This is a genomic window from Burkholderia sp. LFS061, assembly GCF_047978125.1.
GTDB classification, from domain to species: Bacteria; Pseudomonadota; Gammaproteobacteria; order Burkholderiales; family Burkholderiaceae; genus Burkholderia; species Burkholderia pyrrocinia_C.
The window spans coordinates 14,639-35,475 of sequence record NZ_JBFPFS010000047.1 but is presented as its reverse complement, the minus strand read 5'-3'; the positions used below and the strand labels follow the sequence as shown (position 1 = coordinate 35,475).

At 68.6% G+C, this 20,837-nt stretch carries 28 protein-coding genes and 1 pseudogene; 20 read left to right on the top strand and 9 right to left on the bottom strand.

Going from position 1 to position 20,837, the window contains the following annotated elements; translation table 11 throughout:
* Positions 1 to 69 precede the first annotated feature (69 nt).
* Positions 70 to 279: pseudogene (locus ACNQQL_RS29845) on the bottom strand (hypothetical protein); the annotation flags it as partial.
* On the bottom strand, positions 224 to 931 hold the full coding sequence (locus ACNQQL_RS29840) for a UdgX family uracil-DNA binding protein (protein WP_416392783.1): 708 nt from the start codon (positions 929 to 931) through the stop codon (positions 224 to 226). The pseudogene ACNQQL_RS29845 and the gene ACNQQL_RS29840, both read right to left, overlap by 56 nt.
* A 165-nt stretch (positions 932 to 1,096) precedes the next feature.
* Here ACNQQL_RS29840 and ACNQQL_RS29835 point away from each other — a divergent pair, with 165 nt between their 5' ends.
* The 3 genes from ACNQQL_RS29835 to dctA all read left to right on the top strand — a co-directional run bounded on the left by ACNQQL_RS29835 (position 1,097) and on the right by dctA (position 3,671).
* Positions 1,097 to 1,267, top strand: a complete 171-nt coding sequence (locus tag ACNQQL_RS29835; RefSeq protein ID WP_347067705.1) for a hypothetical protein — start codon at positions 1,097 to 1,099, stop codon at positions 1,265 to 1,267.
* 114 nt (positions 1,268 to 1,381) lie between these two features.
* Positions 1,382 to 2,305, top strand: coding sequence for a LysR family transcriptional regulator (locus ACNQQL_RS29830; RefSeq protein WP_310133821.1), 924 nt, complete (start codon positions 1,382 to 1,384; stop codon positions 2,303 to 2,305).
* A gap of 43 nt (positions 2,306 to 2,348) precedes the next feature.
* Complete coding sequence (dctA, locus tag ACNQQL_RS29825) at positions 2,349 to 3,671, top strand: C4-dicarboxylate transporter DctA (RefSeq protein WP_204420771.1); 1,323 nt, start codon at positions 2,349 to 2,351, stop codon at positions 3,669 to 3,671.
* A gap of 24 nt (positions 3,672 to 3,695) precedes the next feature.
* Here dctA and ACNQQL_RS29820 read toward each other — a convergent pair whose 3' ends face one another.
* The 5 genes from ACNQQL_RS29820 to ACNQQL_RS29800 form a co-directional block, all read right to left on the bottom strand.
* A complete protein-coding gene (locus tag ACNQQL_RS29820; protein WP_347067703.1) occupies positions 3,696 to 4,478 on the bottom strand; it encodes a substrate-binding domain-containing protein in 783 nt (260 codons plus the stop codon).
* Positions 4,479 to 4,523: 45 nt separating this feature from the next.
* Positions 4,524 to 5,819, bottom strand: coding sequence for an MFS transporter (locus ACNQQL_RS29815; protein ID WP_034184471.1), 1,296 nt, complete (start codon positions 5,817 to 5,819; stop codon positions 4,524 to 4,526).
* Positions 5,820 to 6,013: 194 nt separating this feature from the next.
* On the bottom strand, positions 6,014 to 6,496 hold the full coding sequence (locus ACNQQL_RS29810; protein ID WP_072437843.1) for a PRC-barrel domain-containing protein: 483 nt from the start codon (positions 6,494 to 6,496) through the stop codon (positions 6,014 to 6,016).
* A 95-nt stretch (positions 6,497 to 6,591) separates the two neighbouring features.
* The gene (locus ACNQQL_RS29805) at positions 6,592 to 7,023 is read right to left on the bottom strand and encodes a CBS domain-containing protein (protein WP_034184469.1); all 432 of its coding nucleotides are present in this window, start codon (positions 7,021 to 7,023) and stop codon (positions 6,592 to 6,594) included.
* A gap of 94 nt (positions 7,024 to 7,117) precedes the next feature.
* Positions 7,118 to 7,372: a hypothetical protein gene (locus tag ACNQQL_RS29800; protein ID WP_072437845.1), complete on the bottom strand. Its 255-nt coding sequence runs from the start codon at positions 7,370 to 7,372 to the stop codon at positions 7,118 to 7,120.
* Positions 7,373 to 7,534: 162 nt separating this feature from the next.
* On the opposite strand from ACNQQL_RS29800, the gene ACNQQL_RS29795 reads away from it, so the two are divergent.
* From ACNQQL_RS29795 to ligD, 12 genes are all read left to right on the top strand, one after another.
* On the top strand, positions 7,535 to 7,837 hold the full coding sequence (locus ACNQQL_RS29795; protein ID WP_034184667.1) for a hypothetical protein: 303 nt from the start codon (positions 7,535 to 7,537) through the stop codon (positions 7,835 to 7,837).
* A 175-nt stretch (positions 7,838 to 8,012) separates the two neighbouring features.
* A complete protein-coding gene (locus tag ACNQQL_RS29790) occupies positions 8,013 to 8,255 on the top strand; it encodes a hypothetical protein (RefSeq protein WP_347067699.1) in 243 nt (80 codons plus the stop codon).
* Positions 8,252 to 8,563 carry a hypothetical protein gene (locus ACNQQL_RS29785; RefSeq protein ID WP_347067697.1) on the top strand — a complete coding sequence of 104 codons (312 nt, stop codon included), beginning with the start codon at positions 8,252 to 8,254 and terminating at the stop codon, positions 8,561 to 8,563. Before ACNQQL_RS29790 ends, ACNQQL_RS29785 begins: the two co-directional genes overlap by 4 nt.
* A 25-nt stretch (positions 8,564 to 8,588) precedes the next feature.
* A complete protein-coding gene (locus ACNQQL_RS29780) occupies positions 8,589 to 8,897 on the top strand; it encodes a hypothetical protein (protein ID WP_347067695.1) in 309 nt (102 codons plus the stop codon).
* Between the two features lie 435 nt (positions 8,898 to 9,332).
* A complete protein-coding gene (locus ACNQQL_RS29775; RefSeq protein ID WP_347067693.1) occupies positions 9,333 to 10,772 on the top strand; it encodes an RNA polymerase factor sigma-54 in 1,440 nt (479 codons plus the stop codon).
* Positions 10,773 to 10,857: 85 nt separating this feature from the next.
* Positions 10,858 to 11,046, top strand: a complete 189-nt coding sequence (locus ACNQQL_RS29770; RefSeq protein WP_347067691.1) for a DUF3008 family protein — start codon at positions 10,858 to 10,860, stop codon at positions 11,044 to 11,046.
* 43 nt (positions 11,047 to 11,089) lie between these two features.
* Positions 11,090 to 11,251, top strand: a complete 162-nt coding sequence (locus ACNQQL_RS29765; RefSeq protein ID WP_027792525.1) for a DUF1328 family protein — start codon at positions 11,090 to 11,092, stop codon at positions 11,249 to 11,251.
* Positions 11,248 to 11,634, top strand: coding sequence for a DUF3022 domain-containing protein (locus ACNQQL_RS29760; RefSeq protein WP_347067689.1), 387 nt, complete (start codon positions 11,248 to 11,250; stop codon positions 11,632 to 11,634). The genes ACNQQL_RS29765 and ACNQQL_RS29760 overlap by 4 nt, the downstream gene beginning before the upstream one ends.
* Before the next feature lie 90 nt (positions 11,635 to 11,724).
* Complete coding sequence (locus ACNQQL_RS29755) at positions 11,725 to 11,982, top strand: hypothetical protein (protein ID WP_347067687.1); 258 nt, start codon at positions 11,725 to 11,727, stop codon at positions 11,980 to 11,982.
* Positions 11,983 to 11,992: 10 nt separating this feature from the next.
* Positions 11,993 to 12,496 carry a DUF421 domain-containing protein gene (locus ACNQQL_RS29750; RefSeq protein ID WP_347067685.1) on the top strand — a complete coding sequence of 168 codons (504 nt, stop codon included), beginning with the start codon at positions 11,993 to 11,995 and terminating at the stop codon, positions 12,494 to 12,496.
* Positions 12,497 to 12,550: 54 nt separating this feature from the next.
* The gene (locus ACNQQL_RS29745; protein WP_347067683.1) at positions 12,551 to 13,543 is read left to right on the top strand and encodes a Ku protein; all 993 of its coding nucleotides are present in this window, start codon (positions 12,551 to 12,553) and stop codon (positions 13,541 to 13,543) included.
* 24 nt (positions 13,544 to 13,567) lie between these two features.
* Positions 13,568 to 16,381, top strand: a complete 2,814-nt coding sequence (gene ligD, locus ACNQQL_RS29740; protein ID WP_347067681.1) for a DNA ligase D — start codon at positions 13,568 to 13,570, stop codon at positions 16,379 to 16,381.
* 164 nt (positions 16,382 to 16,545) lie between these two features.
* On the opposite strand, the gene ACNQQL_RS29735 is transcribed toward ligD, so the two are convergent.
* On the bottom strand, positions 16,546 to 16,902 hold the full coding sequence (locus tag ACNQQL_RS29735; RefSeq protein WP_072437857.1) for a DUF3175 domain-containing protein: 357 nt from the start codon (positions 16,900 to 16,902) through the stop codon (positions 16,546 to 16,548).
* A gap of 235 nt (positions 16,903 to 17,137) precedes the next feature.
* Here ACNQQL_RS29735 and ACNQQL_RS29730 point away from each other — a divergent pair, with 235 nt between their 5' ends.
* From ACNQQL_RS29730 to ACNQQL_RS29715, 4 genes are all read left to right on the top strand, one after another.
* Positions 17,138 to 17,506, top strand: coding sequence for a hypothetical protein (locus ACNQQL_RS29730; RefSeq protein WP_204420763.1), 369 nt, complete (start codon positions 17,138 to 17,140; stop codon positions 17,504 to 17,506).
* 174 nt (positions 17,507 to 17,680) lie between these two features.
* Positions 17,681 to 18,229 carry a type 1 glutamine amidotransferase domain-containing protein gene (locus ACNQQL_RS29725; RefSeq protein WP_034184452.1) on the top strand — a complete coding sequence of 183 codons (549 nt, stop codon included), beginning with the start codon at positions 17,681 to 17,683 and terminating at the stop codon, positions 18,227 to 18,229.
* A 4-nt stretch (positions 18,230 to 18,233) separates the two neighbouring features.
* Complete coding sequence (locus ACNQQL_RS29720) at positions 18,234 to 18,575, top strand: DUF1488 domain-containing protein (RefSeq protein ID WP_347067677.1); 342 nt, start codon at positions 18,234 to 18,236, stop codon at positions 18,573 to 18,575.
* A gap of 265 nt (positions 18,576 to 18,840) precedes the next feature.
* Positions 18,841 to 19,068: a hypothetical protein gene (locus ACNQQL_RS29715; RefSeq protein WP_347067675.1), complete on the top strand. Its 228-nt coding sequence runs from the start codon at positions 18,841 to 18,843 to the stop codon at positions 19,066 to 19,068.
* A gap of 29 nt (positions 19,069 to 19,097) precedes the next feature.
* On the opposite strand, the gene ACNQQL_RS29710 is transcribed toward ACNQQL_RS29715, so the two are convergent.
* A complete protein-coding gene (locus ACNQQL_RS29710) occupies positions 19,098 to 20,348 on the bottom strand; it encodes a phosphatidylserine decarboxylase family protein (protein ID WP_347067673.1) in 1,251 nt (416 codons plus the stop codon).
* A gap of 123 nt (positions 20,349 to 20,471) precedes the next feature.
* Between ACNQQL_RS29710 and ACNQQL_RS29705 the strand changes: the two genes are divergently transcribed.
* Positions 20,472 to 20,714, top strand: a complete 243-nt coding sequence (locus tag ACNQQL_RS29705) for a hypothetical protein (RefSeq protein ID WP_072437861.1) — start codon at positions 20,472 to 20,474, stop codon at positions 20,712 to 20,714.
* Positions 20,715 to 20,837: the final 123 nt, after the last annotated feature.

Sequence of the window (20,837 nt, the reverse complement as noted above, 5' to 3'; positions counted from 1 at the left end):
CGGCTGCCATCACGTGCCATCACGTTGTGGGCGCAACGATTAGCCGGAGCCGGATCACGTCGGCATGCCGACGACCATCCACGGCATGTTGAAGCCGAACTGGCTGCCCGCCGGTGCGTAGACGGCGACGTTGCTCGGGTCGGCGTCGGATGCGCCCGCGAGCAGGCCCGGGCCGAGCCGCCGGTACCACGGCTTCGCGGCCGCAGGCCGCGGCGCGGGCCGCTCATCCGGCGTCTCCCGATGCGCCCGGCCGGCCGCCGTTGCTGCCGTCGTTGCCATTTTGGTCGCCGTGGCCTTGGCCGTCGCCGTGGCCGCGCGCGAGGCGCGACGCGGTACGCAACGCATCGACGAGCGTCAGGTATGCGTGTTCGCGAGAGTCGGCGCCGCGCGTACGCAGCACATACGACGGATGGCAGGTTGCGACGACAAGCCGACCTTCGGCGGTCCGCACCGGCGCGCGCGTGGGCTCGAGCGTCGCGTCGTTGTCCTGCAGCACCGCGCGCAGCGCGGTACCGCCGAGCGCGACGATCACGCGCGGGCGCACCGCGTCGAGCTCGCGTTCGAGCCAGTAGCGGCACGCGGCGACCTCGCGTTGCGCGGGCGTCTTGTGCAGGCGCCGCTTGCCGCGCGGCTCCCATTTGAAGTGCTTGACCGCATTCGTCAGGTAGACGTGCGCGCGCTCGATTCCGGCCTCGTCGAGCGCGCGGTCGAGCATGCGGCCGGCCGCGCCGACGAACGGCAAACCCTTGCGGTCCTCCTGATCGCCCGGCTGCTCGCCGACCAGCATGATCGTAGCGTCGACGGGCCCGGCGCCCGGAACCGGTTGCGTCGCGTGTTCCCACAGCGCGCAGCGTCGGCACGCGTCGAGCGTCGCCGGCGCGTCGTCTCCGCGGGCGGCGAGGGCCGGACGAGCGGCTGCCTGGCGCGTCATGCGGCGCCTCTTGCGCGGGCTCGCGCGCCGCATGCGGCTGCCTGCGCGAACCGGCGCGCCGGCCTGCACGCGGCAAGCGACGCGCTCGCGTGGCCTGGCTGGAAAATCGACATCCCGCGCATCGATGGCTCCCGTATCGACGATACGGAACATGGAGCAACCGGCATGCCGCATGCAGTCGACATGGGCGCGCAGCTTACGGCCTGCCTGCATCCGCTGACGGGGAGAGACGCGATGCAACCCATCCCCGGCGACGATCCGGCCGCCGTCGACGTGCCGCACCATACGAGCGCGACGGCGATCGCCGCCGGGCATTGCGCGCGTTCTCCGTCGTGATCGATGCGCTGCGGCACAGCGCGTAGCGGGCGCAGGAGCCGGGCATCTCCGGGCTGGGTGAGCTTGCCTGAATCATGCACAATACCCGGCATCTGAAATGCGGAGGCGTGGCCCGTGGGAATCAACTTCGATTTGACCGACTTGCAGGCGTTTCGCGCGGTGGTGGAGCTGGGAAGCTTCCGAAAGGCCGCCGACGCGATCAGCATTTCGCAGCCCGCGCTGAGTCGCCGGATCGACAAACTCGAGGAAGCGCTCGGCGTGCGGTTGTTCGAGCGCACCACCCGCAGCGTCACGCTGACCACCGTCGGGCGCGTGTTCGCGCCGAGCGCCGAGCAACTGCTGGACGATCTCGACGTCGCGCTGCTCGGCATCCGTGACGTTTCGTCGAGCCGCCTCGGTCATGTGACGATTGCATGCGTGCCGTCGGTGGCCTACTACTTCCTGCCGAACGTGATCGCGAGCTATCATCGCCGCTTTCCGCGCATCAGGGTCAAGCTGCTGGATGCGAGCGCGAACGAGGTGCTGGGCGCGGTCATCAGCGGCGAGGCCGATTTCGGCGTGAGTTTCATGGGCAGCCAGGAGCCGGAGATCGAGTTCAAGCTGCTGCTGCAGGAACGGTTTGTTGCCGCGTGCCGGCGCGACCATCCGCTCGCGCGCAAGAAGCGCGTGACCTGGAACGAGCTTTACGAGTACGAGTATGTGTCGGTGGACAAGACTTCCGGCAACCGCCTGCTGCTCGACCAGGCATTGACGACCGTCGCGCCGCGGGCGCCGAGCGTGTGCGAGACGCGCCACGTGACGACCCTGCTCGGGTTGATCGAAGCCGGGCTCGGCGTCGCCGCGGTACCGTCGATGGCGATGCCCGGACACGACCATCCCGTGCTCACGAGCGTGCCCCTCGTCGAACCGGTGGTCAAGCGCCGGGTGGGCATCGTGAAACGGCGCGGCCGCGCGCTGACGCCGGCCGCGGAGGAGTTTCACCGGGCGATCGTCGATGCGAAACGCGCCGGCGCCGCAAGCAGCGATGCATCGAAGTGACGAAGATCAAGAACACAAACAGGACATCGGGGAACACCGCATCGTGAGGCTGGCAAGACCGCTCCGTTCGCTCTACGTGCAGGTTCTGCTGGCGATGGTGCTCGGCGTGAGCGTCGGCCACTTCTGGCCGTCGGCGGGCTCGCTGCTCAAGCCGCTCAGCGATGCATTCGTCGGCCTCGTGCGGATGATGATCGCGCCGATCGTGTTTTGCACGATCGTCTCCGGCATCACGTCGCTGGCGAACGGCAAGGCCATCGGGCGCACGATCGTGCGCGCGCTGGTGCTGTTCTATCTGCTGACCGCCGCCGCACTCGCATTCGGGCTCGTCACCGCGTTCGTGCTGCGGCCCGGCGCCGGCATGCATGTCGACGTGCGCCATCTCGATTCGAGCATCCTCGCGCAATATGTACGGCATGCGCAACCGCACGGGCTCGTCGAGTTCGCGTTGAGCGTGATCCCCGATACGATGCTCGGCGCGTTCCAGAAGGGCGAGGTGCTGCCGGTGCTGCTGCTGTCGCTGCTGTTCGGCTTTTCGCTGAATGCGTATCCGCAGGCCGGTCGGCCCGTGCTGGCGCTGATCGACGGCGTCGCGCAGATCGTCTTTCGCGTGCTCGCGATGATCATGCGGCTCGCTCCGCTCGGCGCATTCGGCGCGATGGCGTTCACGGTGGGCCGCTTCGGCATCGGCTCGGTCGGCTCGCTCGCGAGGCTGATGGCGTCGTTCTACGTGGCCTGCGTGCTGTTCGTCGCGCTGGTGCTTGCGCCGCTCGCACGACTGCACGGTTTCGCGTTGTGGCGGCTGTTGCGCTACCTGCGCGAGGAATTGCTCATCGTCCTCGCGACCTCGTCCACGGAGCCGGTGTTGCCGCGGCTGATCGTCAAGCTGGAGTCGCTGGGGTGCGACAAGGGCGTCGTGGGCCTCGTGCTGCCGGCCGGCTACTCGTTCAACCTGGACGGCACGGCGATCTACCTGACGCTCGCGGCATTGTTCATCGCGCAGGCGTGCGACGTGCCGCTTTCCGCGCCGCAAATCGCGGCGATGCTCGCCGTCATGCTGCTTACGTCGAAGGGGGCGGCCGGCGTGTCCGGCAGCGGGCTCGTCGCGCTCGTCGCGACGCTCGCCGTGATGCCCGACCTGCCGGTTGCCGGGGTCGCGCTGCTGGTCGGCATCGATCGCTTCATGTCCGAGGCGCGCGCGCTGACGAGCGTGATCAGCAATGCGTGCGCGGTGATCTTCGTTTCGTCGTGGGAAGGGGAGTGCGATCGTGAGCGGCTCGCGCGGATGCTGAGCGCGGCCGAGCCGGCGAACCTGAACTGCGCCGATGATGCCGCGGACAACGCCGGGCGCGACGGGAAGGCTGTCTGACGCACGCCTTCCCGTGGTTCGTGCTTACTGTGCGGAGACGGAATCCAGTCCGGTCGACTTCACTTCCGGCTGCACGTCGGGCGACGCGAGATAGTCGAGGAGTGCCTTCGCTTCCGTTGGATGTTGCGCGCCGACGGGGATGCCGGCGGCGAAGCGTGTGACCGACTGCAGCGATTCGGGAATCTTGCCGACGAAGGTCGCGCCATGGACGGGCAGCAGTTCGCTCACCTGCTGGAAGCCGATTTCGTAGTCGCCGTTCGCGACCACGGACGCGACCGGGATCCGCGGGACCATCTTCGCCTTCGCTTTCACCTGATCCTCGATGCCGAGCTTCCTGAACAACTCCCGCTCGATATAGACGCCGCTCGCGCTATCCGAGTAGGCGATCGACTTTGCGTGCAGCAGCGCCTGCTTCAGGCCTTCGGTCGAGCTGATGTCGGGTTTCGCCGCGCCTTCGCGCACGACCATGCCGATGCGGGAATCGGCCAGCTCGACGCGCGATCCGGGGATCACCTTGCCTTGCTTGATCAGATCGTCGAGCGCGTAGCCGACCATGATCACCGCGTCGGCAGGCTCGCCGCGCGCGAGCCGGTTCGGAATCGCCTCGGGCGATTTGCCCATCGACGGGCCGAGCGCGGTGTCGAGCGTGTTGCCCGTGCGGGACGCGAACTGCGGGCCAAGGAGCTTGTAGGCCGCGGTGAAGCCGCCCGAACTCATCACGTGCAGCTCGGCGGCTTGTACGTTCGCGGCGACTGCGGAGGTGGCGACGAGCGCGGTCGCGCACAGTTTCAGGAGCAGGTTTTTCATGGTTGTGGTCGTGCGGAGTCGGGGCAGGTTGCTCGGCATGGGGCGTCAGTGCGCGGGTGTCAGCGTCGGCGTCCGGCGGCGATAGAGCGCGAACGTCGCAAGCAGCGCGCACACCGCGGCGAGGCTCATCCAGTAGCCCGGCGCAGCCTTGTCGCCGGTCATGTGAATCAGCGCCGTCGAGATGGCGGGCGTGAAGCCGCCGAATACGGCCGTCGCGAGGCTGTAGGCGAGCGAGAAGCCTGCCACGCGCACCTCCACCGGCATCACTTCCGTCAGCGCGACGATCATCGCGCCGTTATAGATCCCGTACATGAACGACAGCCACAGGAGCACGAGCAGCATGTTGACGAACGACGGCGCATGAGCGAGCAGCGACAGCGCAGGATAGGCGGTCGCGATCGCGAGCACCGTCATGCCGACGAGCAGCGGCCGGCGGCCTATCCTGTCCGACAGCGCACCGCCGATCGGAAGCCAGACGAAATTCGACACGCCGACGCACAGCGTCACGAGCAGGCTGTCCGCGGTGCTCAGGTGCAGAACCGTCTTGCCGAAGGTCGGCGCGTAGACCGTGATCAAGTAGAAGCTCGTGGTCGTCATCGCAACCAGCATCATGCCTGCGAGTACCACGCCCCAGTTCTGGACCAGCGTACCGAACACTTCCTTCATGCCGGGACGATGCCGGCGCGCCTTGAATTCCTGCGTTTCCTCCAGATTGCGACGCAGCATGAAAATGAACGGCACGATCGTACAGCCGACGAAGAACGGGACGCGCCATCCCCATGCGGCGATGGCCGATGCGCTGAGCCATTGATTGAGCGCGAAGCCGAGGCCCGCCGCGACGACGATCGCGACCTGCTGGCTGGCGGACTGCCAGCTCGTATAGAAGCCCTTGCGGCCGGGCGTGGCCATCTCGGCAAGATAGACCGACACGCCGCCCAGCTCGGCACCCGCCGAAAAGCCCTGCAGCAGTCGCCCGATCAGCACGAGCGCGGGTGCGAGCAGGCCGATCGTCGCGTAACCCGGTACGAACGCGATCAGGATGGTGCCGCTTGCCATGATGGCCAGCGTGACGATGAGACCCTTGCGGCGGCCGACGTCGTCGATGTACGCGCCCAGCACGATCGCGCCCAGCGGCCGCATCAGGAAGCCGGCGCCGAACACGGCGAACGTCATCATCAGCGAAGCGAACTCGCTCGCGGCGGGAAAGAACACGGCGGCGATCTGCGTCGCATAGAAGCCGAACAGGAAGAAGTCGAACTGCTCGAGGAAGTTGCCGGCCGTGACGCGGAATACCGCGGCGGCCTTCGAACGTCCGGTCGGAAGGCTGGGCGAGGGGTGCATCGGGGTGTCTCCAGAAAAATCCTGACAATGCGCGGAAGGCGATCGATTGTCGTTTTGGCAATGTTCGCCCGGAGACGGAGAAACGATAAGTGCGATTTTTGGATGAATTGATGTCGTATGGTTATCAATAAGGGCGGCCGGCAGACGAAAAAAAAGCCCCGCATGCGCGGGGCGTGTCGGCCGGTCGCGAACGCTCAATGAGGGTCGCGTGTGCGCGGATTGTTCAGTTCCTCGGTCGGATCGGTCAGCCCGAGTTCGTCGCCGGGGCTCCAGTACGGCGTACTGCCGTAGTACTCGTGCAGCGGCTCGGCCCATTGCGGATCGGCCATTGCCGGCCAGTGGTCCTTGTCGAAGCCGGGAGCGTTCTTGATCCGCTCCGACGACACCGACAGCAGGAAGCACTTGCGCTCGGTGTCGAGCGTCAGCGCGCTCCACGGGATCGCGAGCAGCTTGTCGCCGATGCCGAGCAGGCCGCCGCTCGACAGCACCGCGTACGCGATGCGGCCCGAGCGCACGTCGAGCATGATGTCCTTGATCTTGCCGACGTCGTCGCCGTCGGTCGTATAGACCTTGTCGCCTTCCAGCGTGTTGGCCGCCATGACGTCGGGGCCGGGGCCGGCCGCCGTTGCGGCGCCCTTGCCGATGATGCGGGTCTGACCTTGATTGGAAGTCTGCATGGTGTTTCCTCCAGGCTGCGTGGTGCGCGATCGTGCCCGGGCGGGCCGCGGGTCGCGCGGGTGGTCGGGACGGGGCGAAGCAAAGGCTCGACCCGTCACGTTTGCCTCGGCTGCGACACGCCTTCGAGCGTGTTCGCGACGTCGTCATGCGTCGGGCCGGCCGAGCGCGTCGCGATGTCCGCGAGCGACAGCATGCCGACCAGCCGCTTGTCGTGATCGACGACGGGCAGGCGGCGCAACTGCGCGTCTGCCATGTAGTGCTGGATCTCTTCCAGCGAATCGTCGTCGAAGCACCATTCGATCGGGCCCGACGCGACTTCGTGAATCCGCGTCTCCGGCGGCTTGCCGGCCGAGATCGCGCGCACCGCGAGATCGCGGTCCGTCACCATCCCGATCAGCCGGTTGTTGTCGCACACGGGCAGCGCGCCGATGTCGTAGCGCTCCATCAGTTGCGCGGCATGGCGGATCGAGTCGGTCGGCGCGATGCACACGACGTCCTGCGACATGATTTCGTTGACGCGATGCATGAAAGTCCTCCTTGCGGGTTGGGTGTGGGCAATGCTTCGGCTCATTCAGCAAACCGCATGCCGTGCGGCGCACGCGGCCTGTCGTTCGTCGCCGTCATCTGTCGCGGCGTTCGCGCTTGTCCTGCCACGGCCCTTCGTCGTGCGTGCCGGGCGGCGTGTCGGGCTCGATGCGCGTGATGCCGCCGGTCGCGGGCGGGTCGCTCGCCGGAAACGTGTCCTCGAGCTGCTTGTCGATATGGCGTTCCGAATGGCGCGTGTGCGTGCGGTCCTCAGGCTTCAGCGGCTGCGATGGGGAGGGGCGCTGCTTGCGCTCCGGCGCGTCGTGGCCGGACCGGGTCGAATCCTTCATGGCGAAGCTCCGTATCGGTGACGATGACGCCGATTTCCCGCAACGGCCGTTCCCGGATCGCACGCGGCACGCGATTTGCCACGTCGGCGGCGAAGACGACCATGGCAGCAACGCGCGGCGCACCCGGTGCCTGCGGTGCGCGCATCAAGCGGAGACACGACGATGATTCCGAAACGACGACCAGGCGTACGCTACGAGATCAACGTATGCGGCGGCGGATTCGATTCGGTGAAGAGCCATTTCGATACGTGGAAACACGAACCGCTGATCTACCGGCCCGAGCGCCGGATGTTCGAGGGCAAGGCCGACGTGCGGCCGCTCGGCGACGAGACGTTCGGCTCGACCGAGCCGGCGCGCTTCGCGCTGCAGCGCGCATGCGAGCCGGCCGACCCGTATGCGCTGGCGGCGCGTGTGCGGGACGACGGCCGCGAGCTGTGGCTCGTGATGGCCGCGTACGACGCGTAGCGGCGCGCTTGCAAGAATTGCAGCGAACGGTGTAGCGAATGCACGGCGCGCGCCGCGAGCGCGCGCGTATGCGCAGCAGCGCCGGCGTGCGGGTGCCGCGAACGGACGGCACGCGGATTGCGGACCTTGGCCACATCCGTCAGACAACGCAACGAAGCGCCCCTATGGAGTGCAGATGAGTCACGACCGCGATCAGTGGCTGCACCGGCCTGACCCGCCGATGCCCGACGTGGAGCCGGACCCGGAGCCGCCCGATCCCGACGACGTGCCGCCCGACATGCCGGAACCGTACCGCGAACCAGAAGGCGATCCGCCCGGGCATGCGCCGCCGGAACGCGAACCGCCTTTGCGCGATCCGCCCGTGCGTGCACCGCCGGCGGGCGCGGCGCCGCGAACGCGAATGGAGGGCATGCAATGAGCGTCCGTATCAGACCCGGCATGCTGCGCGACATCGCCGAGACGCTCGGCCGCCATTTCGAGGCGCGCGCGATGCCGTTCCATGTCGAGGAGCAGCCGGCCGGCGCATTGCATATCGGTTTTCGCGTCGACGGCCATCCGGCGTCGCTGACCGTGACCTTCGATGCCGACGCGTTCGCCGCGCTCGCACAGGCGGATATCGAGCGGCAACGCGGCACGCTCACGCGCGTCGCGGCCGAATTCGACGTGATGATGGCGCGCCGCGCACCCACCGCGTATGCGGGGGATTTTCATTTCAACCGGCTCTGAGCCGTCGATCCGACGGAGGATTTCGATGAACACGATCCAGACGATACGCGCGGGTGCATGCGCGTTCGCCACCGCGTGCGCGTTGGGCGCATGCACGCAACCGACGACCTACGGCACGCGCGCGGCGCCGCCCGCACCGCCCGACGGCCATGCGACGCCGCCGAGCGCGACGATGCCGGATGCCAATACGCGCTACGAGACGCGTCCGTCGCCGGGCAACACGATGCCGCAGGGCGCGACCGGCGGCGATCCGGCCGACGTCCCGCCGCCGGGCCCGAACGGCGTGCAGGGTGACCAGCGGCTGCCGGGCACGCCGCCGCCGATGCAGTACTGACGCGTCGCGTGTGCCGCACGGCATGCGCGACGAGCATCGCGCCGCGCGAAATGCCGCATTCGTGATGCGGTGAAGGAACGTGACGGCGAAGATGAAACCCGCAGCGTGCTGCGAGCGGATCGTGCAGCAGCAGCGCGACATGGCCGCGTGGCTGCTGCGCCACCTGCCGGCTCTGACGGCGGTATTTCCCGATCGCACGGCCGTCGATCCCATCGATGCGAAGCGCGACGATGCGGGCGACCGAGCGCACTTCCTGCCGCGCGAAATGCGTGCCCCAAACTTGCCGCCGGCTTGTAAAAAAGCGGCCCCGTCAGGTTGTGTGATGGGGCACGAACCCGCGAAAGCCCCGGCACGGCGCGCGTGGACGGATTGGCACGAAAGCTGCGTAAACCCTGTCGACGAAATACCGCGAACCGAACCGTCAGGAGGCTTTCGATGTCCGTCTCGCTTGCGCTGCAGATGCGGCAGCATCTCGCACTTACACCGAGGCTTCAGCAGTCGCTGCGGCTGCTGCAGTTGTCCTCGCTCGAGTTTCAACAGGAATTGCGGCAGGCGCTCGACATGAATCCGTTTCTCGAAGACGGCCAGGGCGACGGCGAAGAGGAAGTCCCCGCCGGAACGCCCGAGCAGGCGGCCGAAGGCGCCGCGCCCGAAGCGTCGCCCGAACCCGACGACGTGCGCCCGCCGGACGGCGAGGTGTCGTATACGGCCGCGCCCGCGCCGCGCGGTACGGGCCGCCAGGGCGACGACGCCGACGGCCTGTCGCCCGGCGAATGGATGGCCGCCGAGCCGTCGCTGCATCAGCAACTGCACGATATGCTGCGGCTCTACCCGCTGAACAAACGCGACCGCGAAGCCGCGCGCATCGTGATCGATGCGCTCGACGACGACGGCTACCTGCGCCAGGAGCTGTCCGACTTGCTGGTCGCGGCCGATCCGGCGCTGCTGCTGTCGCAACAGGATCTCGCGGTCGCGCTGCGGCTCGTGCAGATGCTCGACCGCCCGGGCATCGCCGCGCGCTCGCTGTCCGAATGCCTGGTGCTGCAGCTCGACGCGATCCCGGCAGGCACGCCGGCGCTCGCGGAAGCGAAGGCGATCGCGCGCGAGCATCTCGAACGGCTCGCGCGTCGCGAAACGGCCGAGATCCAGCGGCGCATCGGCTGCAACCCGCAGACGCTGCAGGCGGCGTGCGCGCTCGTGCGCGGGCTCGATCCGCGCCCCGGCAATCACTATGGCAGCACGCGCGGCGACTACGTGGTGCCCGACGTGATCGTGCGCCAGGTGCGCGACGAATGGATCGTGACGATCAACCCGGCCGTGCTGCCGCGCGCGCGCCTGCACGAGCGTTATGCGACGCTGTTCGCGCAGTCGAGCGGCGAGCGCGATTCGCCGCTCGGCCAGCAGTTGCAGGAAGCGCGCTGGCTGATCCGCAACGTGCAGAAGCGTTTCGAGACGATCCAGCGCGTCGGCGAATGCATCGTCGCGCGGCAGCGCGATTTCTTCCGCTATGGCGAGATCGCGATGAAGCCGCTCGTGCTGCGCGATATCGCGGATGAGCTCGAGCTGCACGAATCGACCGTGTCGCGCGCGACGGGCAACAAGTACATGGCCACGCCGCACGGCACGTTCGAATTCAAGCACTTCTTCCCGCGCAAGCTCGAGGCGGCGGGCAAGGGCGTGTGCTCGGCATCGGCCGCCAAGGTGCTGATCCGCGACATGATCGCGGCCGAGCGTCAAACCGATCCGCTGTCCGACGTCACGCTCGCGCAGAACCTCGCGGGGCGCGGCATCCTTCTTGCGCGCCGCACGGTGACGAAGTATCGCCAGGCAATGAAGATCCCGCCGGCCGACCTGCGGCGCCGCGACGCCGCATGACGACCCGGGCGACCCAACCGCGCGCGTGCCGTCCGTTGCACCGACATTGCGTCGTATCGCGCGCGCCAACGAGAGGAGCGCAACCATGCCAGCAAAATCCCAGGCCCAGCAGCGTGCTGCCGGGGCCGCGCTGTCGGCCAAGCGCGGCGACACGAAGATGAAGGACCTCAAGCCGCCGGCGAAGTCGATGGCCAAGTCGATGAGCGAGAAGGAACTCGAGAAAATGGCTGCCACGCCGGTTCGCGGCAAACCCAGGCACAAGCACGATGCGTGATCGACGACGTGTGTTCGCGACCGCTGTCATCCAGGAGGGCTCCATGCTTCGATACGCCATCATTTTCTTCATCATCGCGATCGTCGCGGCCGTGTTCGGCTTCGGCGGCATCGCGGCCGGCGCGGCCGAGATCGCGAAGATCCTGTTCTACATCTTCGTCGTGATCTTCCTGGTCACGCTGCTGCTTGGCGTCGTGCGACGATGATCGGCGCGCCCGACCGCTCGCAGCGCGTCGCGGAACTCGAGCACGCGCTCGCGAACGGCTTCCCGTCGGAGTCGACCGTCGTCGTGCATGCGGACGACGCATCCGGGCGGTTGACGATCCAGGTGTCGTGGGTGCGCGTGCCGGCCGACGAAAGCGCGCGCGAATGGCGTTGCACGGTCGACCTGCGGTTCGATCCGCACGTGGTCGAGCGTTATGCGTGGCTCGACGAGGACGACCGGCTGCGCGTGCGCACGTATCTGTGCGACGGCGCGCGACGCGCGGTGGACGAACGCAAGCCGCGCGTCGAGGACGACGCGATCGAATGCAACGTGGCGCTCGATATTACGGATACCGAACTCGACGCGGCATTGCGCGCGCCATGACACCGAGGCCGGCCGCCGCAGGCGCGCTCGCGCGCGCCGCAGCGGCTGCGCGCGTGGCGGCCGCCCATCGAATTCGACGAGGACGCCCCGATGACGAATCCCCCACCAGCCGGCAAGGCGCAGCAGGCCGCGCAGCGATACGTGTGCAGGGCGTTCAGGCACCTGAAGCCGATCTCGGCCGTCGGTGCCGAACGCCTATTGCCGGGCGCCGCATATCAGCCGGACCCGGCGCAACGCGTGGGCATCGGGCAGGCGATCGATCCCGACGCGATAATGCATACGTTCCCGGACATCGGCCGCCCTCGGATCCGGACGCGCCGGCAGCAGGCGGCCGATCTGCCCGCATAGCGCCGCCATCATGGACGTCGTCGTCGCGCTGTTCGGACAGGGCCGGATGCTCGGTCCCGGCCAGATGGCGTTGCGTGCGATCGTCGTGTTCGTGGTCGCGCTGGTGCTGATTCGCATCGCCGGGCGGCGCGCGTTCGGGCAGCGTTCGCCGTTCGACTACGTGGTCGGCATTCTGCTCGGCGCGATCCTGAGCCGCGCGGTGGTCGGCGCGTCTCCGTTCGTCGCGACCGTCGCGGCGTCGCTCGCGATCGCGCTGCTGCATCGTGCGATCGGCTGGGCATGCGTGCGCTCGCGCCGGCTCGAGCGGTTGCTGGTAGGCGCCGAGCGCGAGGTGTATCGCAACGGCCGCTTCGACGACGCACAGATGCGTGCCGCGCTGCTTACGCCGACCGACGTGCGCGAAAGCGTCCGGCAGGCGACCGGCGCGACCGACCTGTCCGACGTCGACGCGGCGATCCTGGAGCGCAACGGACACCTGAGCATCGTGCGGCGCAGCCGCGGCCGCCGGCCGTAGCATCGGCCGCGGACGAAGGCGTCCGACGCAACGACGCCGCAAGGAGGACACCCAATGGCACGCATGATCTGGAAAGGCGCGATCAGCTTCGGGCTCGTTCACGTGCCCGTGCAGCTGTTCCCGGCGACGCGCACCGTGAAGCCGTCGTTCCGGCTGCTCGACAAGCGTTCGATGGACCCGGTCGGCTATCGGCAGATCAACAAGCGCACCGGCAAGGAGGTCGCGCGCGAGGACATCGTGCGCGGCTACGAGTACGAGAAGGAGCGTTATGTCGTGCTGACCGACGACGAGATTCGCGCGGCGAACCCCGAATCGACGCAGACCGTCGACATCGTCACGTTCGTCGACGCGGACGCCGTGTCGTTCCTGTATCTCGACACGCCGTACTACCTGGTGCCGGACCGCAAGGGCGAGAAGGTCTATGCGCTGCTGCGCGACGCGCTGAAGGACAGCGGCAAGATCGGCATCGCGCATGTCGTGATGCACGATCGCCAGCATCTCGGCGCGCTGATCCCGGTCGGGCCGCTGCTTGCGCTCGATACGCTGCGCTGGCAGGAGGAACTGCGCCCGCTCGACGAGCTGCCGGTGCCGGCCGGCGACGCGAAGCGCGCGGGCGTCAGCGCGCGAGAGCTCTCGATGGCGAAGAAGCTGATCGACGACATGGCGGGCACGTGGACGCCCGACGAGTATCGCGACACGTTCCGCGACGACATCCTCGAACTGGTCGAGCGCAAGGTGCGCGCCGGCAGCGTCGAGGAGATCGAGGACCGGCCGGCGCAAACGGCGCGCACGGCGGCCAACGTCGTCGACCTGACCGAGCTGTTGAAGCGCAGCCTGAAAGGCGGTGGCAGCGCGCGTGCTGCGCGCGAGGACGACGACACCGGCGCGTCCGCGCCGCGCACCGCGAGCGGGCGACGCAAGCCGGCCGCGAACGCTGCCGCGCGGGGCGCCGCGAAAGCACCCGCGAAACGGCCGGCCGCGAAGCAGGGCGCGACGGGCGCGCATGCGGCAAAGAAAACCGCCGCGCGCCGGAAGCACGCCGCATGACACCGCGCGACACGAGGTGACGCGATGGCCGGCAAGCTCGATCCCTATCGTCGAAAACGCCGCTTCGACGCGACGCCGGAGCCGGAAGGCGCGCGCGGGAAGCGTCGCGCAAAGCCGGGCGCCGAATCGAAGCAGACCAAGCAGTCGAAGCAGGCGCGCACGGCTGTCCGGGCGCGCCATCCGTTGCGTTTCGTGATCCAGGAACATCACGCGACGCGGCTCCATTACGACTTCCGTCTCGAACTCGACGGCACGCTCAAATCATGGGCCGTGCCGAAGGGGCCGAGCGTCGATCCGTCGGTGAAGCGTCTGGCCGTGCAGGTCGAGGACCATCCGCTCGAATATGCGTCGTTCGAGGGCGAGATTCCGGCCGGACATTACGGCGCGGGCACGGTCGTCGTGTGGGACGAAGGGACGTGGACGCCCGACGGCGGCGTCGCGCAGGCGCGCGACGGCTATCGCGCGGGCAAGCTGACGTTCCGGCTCGATGGCGAAAAGCTGCACGGCGGCTGGGCGCTCGTGCGCAGCGGGCGGCAGCAGGGCCGTCAGCCGCAATGGCTGCTGATCAAGGAGCGCGACGACGACGCACGCGATGCGGACGAATTCGATGTCGTTGCGCAGCAGCCGGGCAGCGTGCATGACCGCGGTGCGCGAGCCGCACGCGCGGCGCCCGCCGATGCATCACCGCCTGCACGCACGTCGCGACGCAGCCGCGACGATGCGCCCCGTACACGCGGCACGCCGCGCGACCGCAAGGATCGCAAGCCGCCAGCCGACGCCGACCTGTCGCACGTCGAAGGTGCTGTCCGCGCGCCGCTGCCCGAGCGCGTCGCGCCGCAGCTCGCGACGCTGGTCGATGCTCCGCCCGCGCAAGGCGACTGGCGCTACGAAGTGAAGTTCGACGGCTACCGGATTCTCGCGCGCGTGTCGGGCCGCGGTGCGCGGCGGCATGTTGCGCTGATGACGCGCGAGGGCCGCGACTGGACCGCGAAGCTGCGTGCGCAGCGCGATGCGCTTGCGGCGCTCGAGATCGAAAACGCGTGGTTCGACGGCGAGGCCGTCGTGCTCGGCGACAGCGGCCTGCCCGATTTCCAGGCGCTGCAGAACGCGCTCGGCGCGGGCCGTTCCGACGCGATCACGCTGTTCGTATTCGATCTGCCCTATCTGAATGGCAAGGATTTGCGCGATGCGCCGCTCGCTGCGCGCCGCGCGTTGCTCGAACCGCTGCTGGCGGGCAGCGACGCCGCGCGGCTGCGCTATTCGCCGGATCTCGGCGGCGACGTCGCGTCGCTGATCGCGAGCGCGTGCGACACCGGCCTCGAAGGGTTGATCGGCAAGCGCGCCGATTCACGCTATCGCGCCGGCCGCTCGGCCGCGTGGATCAAGCTCAAATGCCGGCGGCGGCAGGAGTTCGTGATCGGCGGCTACACGGAGCCGTCGGGCAGCCGGCACGGCTTCGGCGCGTTGCTGCTCGGCGTGTACGAGCCCGAATCGGGCGGCAAGCGGCGGCGCGGCACGCCGCCGTTGCGCTATGTCGGCCGGGTCGGCACCGGATTCGATGCGCGCATGCTCGACCGGCTCGCCGCGATGCTGCGCAGGCACGAACGCGATACGACGCCGTTCGACCCGCCGCCGCGCGAACGGTCGCGCACGCGCGTGCACTGGATCGCCCCGACGCTCGTCGCCGAATGCGAATTCGCGGAATGGACAGGCGACGGCATCGTGCGGCAGGCGGCGTTCGTCGCGCTGCGGGAAGACAAGCCGGCGGCGCGGATCGTCCGCGAGATGCCGCGCCACACCGAAACGGAGACGACGATGGACGAACGCGATGCAGCGCACGACAAGCACGACAAGCACGAACGCGCACGGCACACGGATACCGGGAGCGGCCACAAGCGTCGCGCGAAATCGCACGCGCCGTCCGGCGACGCGCGCGGCGAATCCGGCGCCGACCACGTCGGCCGCGTGCGCATCACGCATCCCGATCGCGTGCTGGATCCGCAGCACGGCACGCGCAAGATCGACCTCGCGCATTACTGGCAATGGGTCGCGCCGTGGCTGCTGCCCGACCTGAAGGGCCGGCCCGTGTCGCTCGTGCGCGCGCCGGGCGACATCACGGGCGAGCTGTTCTTCCAGAAACATGCGGAGCGCCTCGAGATTCCGTTCGTCACGCAGCACGAAGGGCTCGATCCCGGCCACGGGCCGCTGCTGTCGATCGACAGCGTCGACGCGCTGCTCGGTGCCGCGCAGATGGGCACGGTCGAGCTGCATACGTGGAATGCGCACGCATCCAATATCGAGCGGCCGGACCGCATCGTGTTCGACCTCGATCCCGATCCGGCGCTGCCGTGGCGCGCGATGATCGACGCCGCGCAACTCGTGCGCGGGCTGCTCGACGAGCTGGGGCTCGCGTCGTTCTGCAAGACGAGCGGCGGCAAGGGGCTGCATGTCGTCGTGCCGATCGCGCGGTACGCGGGATGGGACGACGTGAAAGACTTCGCGCGCGCGGTTGCGCAGCACGTGGCGGGCGCGCTGCCCGAGCGCTTCACCGCGACGATGGGGCCGCGCCATCGGCGCGGCAAGATTTTCGTCGACTATCTGCGCAACGGCCGCGGCGCGAGCACGATCGCCGCGTATTCGGCGCGCGCGCGGCCGGGCATGGGCGTGTCGGTGCCGCTCGGCTGGGACGAGGTGCCCGATACGACGGGCGGCGCGCAGTGGACGATCGACACGCTGCATGCGCGTCTCGACGGGCTGAAGCGCGATCCGTGGGAAGGCTATGCGGATGCGCGCCAGCGGATCACCGCGAAGATGCGAGCGCGGCTCGGCGCATCGTGAGCGCCGCGAGCAGCGGCACGTGACGATCATCGCGGTGCTGCACGGCAGGTGGCGCAGCACGGACGCCGCGATGCCCATGGCCATCGGCGCCGCGCCGACGATCAGGTGTCACAGCGTTTCGTGCATGCGCGCGATCGGGGCGATGCGGCGGTGGCCGGCCGCCGTCACGGCTTGCGGCCGAAGGCTTCGCGCAGTTTCCGCTTCGCGCGTTCGAGCGTCGCGCGGCGCGTTTTCGGCAGGTTGCGGCCCGCGCGGTTCACGTAGAAGTTCAGCATCGACATCGCCGACTGGAACGGCGAAGACTTGCGGCGGCGGCTCTGTTCGGCCGAGCGCTTCAGCGACGCGGCGATCGCGCCCGGATCGTCGGACTTGAAGATGTCGGGCTCGATGTCGAGCACATCGCTTTTTTGCGTGACTTCGGCGGACCAGCGGTGTTGCGGATCGGCGCTGCGGGCCCGGCCAGGGCGGCGCGTCGGGCGCTTGCCGTGCGCGCGGGAAGCGGAAGCGGAAGCGGAAGGCATCGCGGGCTCCGTATGGCATCGCAGGGACGTACGGGCAACGGCGCCGCAATTCGCGTGCCGCGGGGCGACCTGCCGCCGGAGGCATGGCCCTTGCTGCAAGGTCCGGGCAGGCGTGCCATTCCGCCCTCTTCGTTCAGCACGAACACCTCGTGACATCCGCATTACATCCGCATTCGAACCGAATGGCCGGCGCCGTTTGAAGCAAGCGCGCGCGGCCACCACGCAGGAGGACACCATGCGATCGAACTCCCGGATCAGTCTGGAAGACGATGCGACGGACGCCGACACGGTCGACGCCGGCGATTTCGATACGACGGTCCGTCTCGACGTCGAGGCAGGCACGGTCACGTTTCATGCGGCGTGGTCGATGGAGGCTGATGCGCCACCCGACACGGGGCGGCATTCGGTCGTGCTGGTGCTCGACTGCGACACGATGGAACGCTACGCGGGCCTCGACGACGGCGCCCGGATGCGCGTGCACGCAATGCTGCACGAGGCCGTGCGGGACATGCTCGACCGGCTCCCCGACAACGACGACGACGATCTGACACTGACGGTCGAACTGACCGACGCGATGCTCGATGCGGCGATCCGCCTGCAGTAATCGTGCCGGATCGGGTTACACGCCGTTGAAATCTTTTCAGCCCGTGCGCGGCGGCGCGGCATGGGCCGGTTTCGGCCAGTCTCTTCTGTCGCCGTCGTCCGGCCGCATGCGGCACGGCAATTGCTCCATGACCGGGACGGCATAAAGGGTGCAGCGGCATCCACGGAGGTTTCCATGAGCGGCAGACTGGACCATTGCAAGGTAGCGATCCTGGCGGTCGATGGCTTCGAGGAGGCCGAGCTTGTCGAACCGCAACGTGCGCTGGCGGCCGAAGGCGCGCAGGTCGACGTGATTTCGCAGAAACGCGGCGAAATCCAGGGGTTCAGGCACGTCGACAAGGGCGCGCGCGTGAAGGTCGACCGCACGTTCGACGACGCGCGCGAGGGCGACTACGACGCGGTCGTGCTGCCCGGCGGTGTCGTCAACGGCGACGCGATCCGGATGATCCCGGCCGCGCGCGAGTTCGTGACGGCGGCCGTCGGCGCCGGCAAGCCGATCGCCGCGATCTGCCACGGCGGCTGGCTGCTCGTGTCGTCCGGGCTCGTGGAAGGGCGCACGATGACGAGCTGGCCGAGCCTGCAGGACGACATCCGCCATGCGGGCGGCAAGTGGGTCGACGAGGAAGTCGTGCGCGACGGCAACCTGATCACGAGCCGCAAGCCCGCCGACCTGCCGGCATTCAGCGGCGCGCTGGTCGAAAGTCTCGCGTCGCGGAGCGCGTAATCCGATGCCGGCCGATTCCCCCCGCCGCGTGACGCTGGCCGATGCGCCGCCCGAATTCGACGGCGCGGCGCTGCAACTGTGCTTCACCGTCGACGTCGACGGTCAGCCGGAGCACTGCGCGATCACGGTCGAGGCACTCGAGGATCATTTCGGCGCGCCCTCGGCGCTGGAAGCCGACCTGCGCGACGCGTTCGAGCGCGGCCGCGCGCGTATCGAGGCTGCCTGCGCGGATGTGCTGGCGGACGGCAAGGGCGGCGTGGTACTGCACAGCGGCTATTTCCGCGCGCACGGCCGTGCGGCGGCGGGCAGCGTGAGGGCCGGCATGTCCCGTTCGCGGCGTTCCTGATCGAGGCGCCGTAGCCGACGCGTTTGACCCGCGTTTGCGTCCGGCCCACTCGCATCCGGCATTACACATCGTTGAAAACTTTGCACGGGCGGCCGGACGCCGCGCGGTGCCATATCGCGCCGCGCGCCTACGGCTCGGACGAGCACCGCTTCGCGCGCATTGGCATGGTCCGTGCACGCATCGACGATCGCCGGCGCGCGTGTCGCGCCGCATGCCGATGCGACGCCGTCGTCGCATCGCGTGAAGCCGTCAACGGGGAACGAGCATGCTGACCGCCCATGAATTTGCCGCGCTGTTCCTGGTGTATCGCGCACCGGAACAGATCCAGATCGATCGCGAGGACGTCGCCGCGCTGGTCGAACAGAACCTGATCGTGATGCAGGGCGACGACGCGTCGGGCGGGCGCCGGCCCGCGTTGACGGCCGACGGCCTGTCGGTGCTGCGGTGCGTGCAGCGGCACGACGGGTACGAGCCCGACGGCACCGATGCGTGACGTGTGACGATGACGCGCGGGCGCGCTGCTCACCGCGCGATCGCGACGGACGCGTTCACCTGCACGACGGGCGTGTCACCGTCGAACGGCGGCGCGTACAGGAAGCGCTCGATCACGCCGGCCTCGAACAGCAGGCAGTACGTCGATCCGCCGAACTGGAAGCGGCCGATCTCGTCGCCCTTGCCGACGCGCTGGCCCGGCACGACCTCGATCACGCACGACGACACGTCGCCCATCCCGACGAATACCGCGGCCACGGTGCCGATGCCCGGGTCGTCGCTCTCGATCGCGACGATCGCGCGCGCGGCGACCGCCGTCATGTAGCCCTGCGAGTCGTTGAGCCCGGCCGGGTCCGGGCCTTCGGCTTCGGCGACCGAGTAGTAGGTGCCGTCGATCCGGTATGCATGCGTGACGGTGCCGCGCACCGGCGCATGCCAGCGATGGTAGTTGTACGCGCTGAGATAGGCCTGGTAGAGATCGCCGCCGACGAAGCGCTCGGCGAGCGGCCGCCCCGCGCGCGTGAAGATGTCGTGCAGCGAATACGGCTGCGCCTTGATCCAGAAGGTGTCGCGCATCTTCACGTTCGTTTCGATGTGGTACGGCGCGGCCTCGCATGCGCTGACGATCACGTGCGGATCGTCCGGCGCGTCGACGGGCCGCGCGCCTTCCCGAAAGCGTCGCGTGAAGAAGTCGTTCCACGAATCGAAGCCGAGGTGCGGTTGATCGTCGCGATAGCGGAATTGCGACAGCCCGATGCGCTTGCTCGCTTCGTCGCAGAACCAGCCGTCGGGCGCCGACGTATCGAGATGCTCGCGCGAATGCGGGCCGCCGAGGAAGTCGCACCAGACGTTCAGTACCCGTTTCAGGTGCGCGTTGACGGTTGCGTCCCGAAACACGGCGTGGCCCGACGGCATGCACATCGGCCAGTCGAGGAACGCGTTCAGCGGGCACACGATCAGGCTCGATTCGCTGAACGGCGGCGTGTAGGTCATCAGGTGGTCGATCACGGTCATCAGTTCGCCGATCGACGTGTAGCCGAGCCGGCGGCCGGATTCGACCGCCTCGTCGATCGCGCGGACGAGGCCCATGCGCAGCACGGCGCAGTCGTCGAACAGCCGCGCGAGCGCCTGCACGGCCGGCGTGCGCAATCGTTCGCCGGCATGCGCGCGCGCGTCGGCCGCGATTTTTTCGCGGAACGCGGCCATGTGCGCTTCCTCGCAGGTCAGCCATTCGCCGAGCCGGCGGCGCGCGGCGGGCGGCGTGTGGGGTTCGGTCGGCATCGTCGGCTCCTGCGGCTGGATTCGGTATGAACACGTAGCAAGACGCTTGCCCGGAGGCGGCATCGAAATTGCGGCGGTCTTTTCACCGGTTGTTCAGTTTTTCAGTGACGCAGGAGAGAAACGATGAATGCAGGTTCGAATGTGCGGCAGACGAAAGGCACGGCATCGGCCGACGAGCGCCGGGGCGGCGGGCAGCGCACCGTGACGCCGACGCGCACGCGGGTTCGTGCGGCGAAGCACGGCGAGACGCGACGGTCGAGGGAGCGCGATGCGAAAGGGACCGTGACCGCGGGCCATGGCGACAACGCGGGCGCGCCGCTGTGGGAGGACGACGGCGGGACGCTGCCGCCGGACGAGTGGTCGTGAGGTCGGGCGTTTACTGTCCCGCCTGTCGCTCTGGCCGGTAACGATCGACTAGTGCGCCATCGCTCGATTCCCCGTCGCGAAAGGCCAGGGATACTGTGACATCACGGTTCGCGATCAGCCATG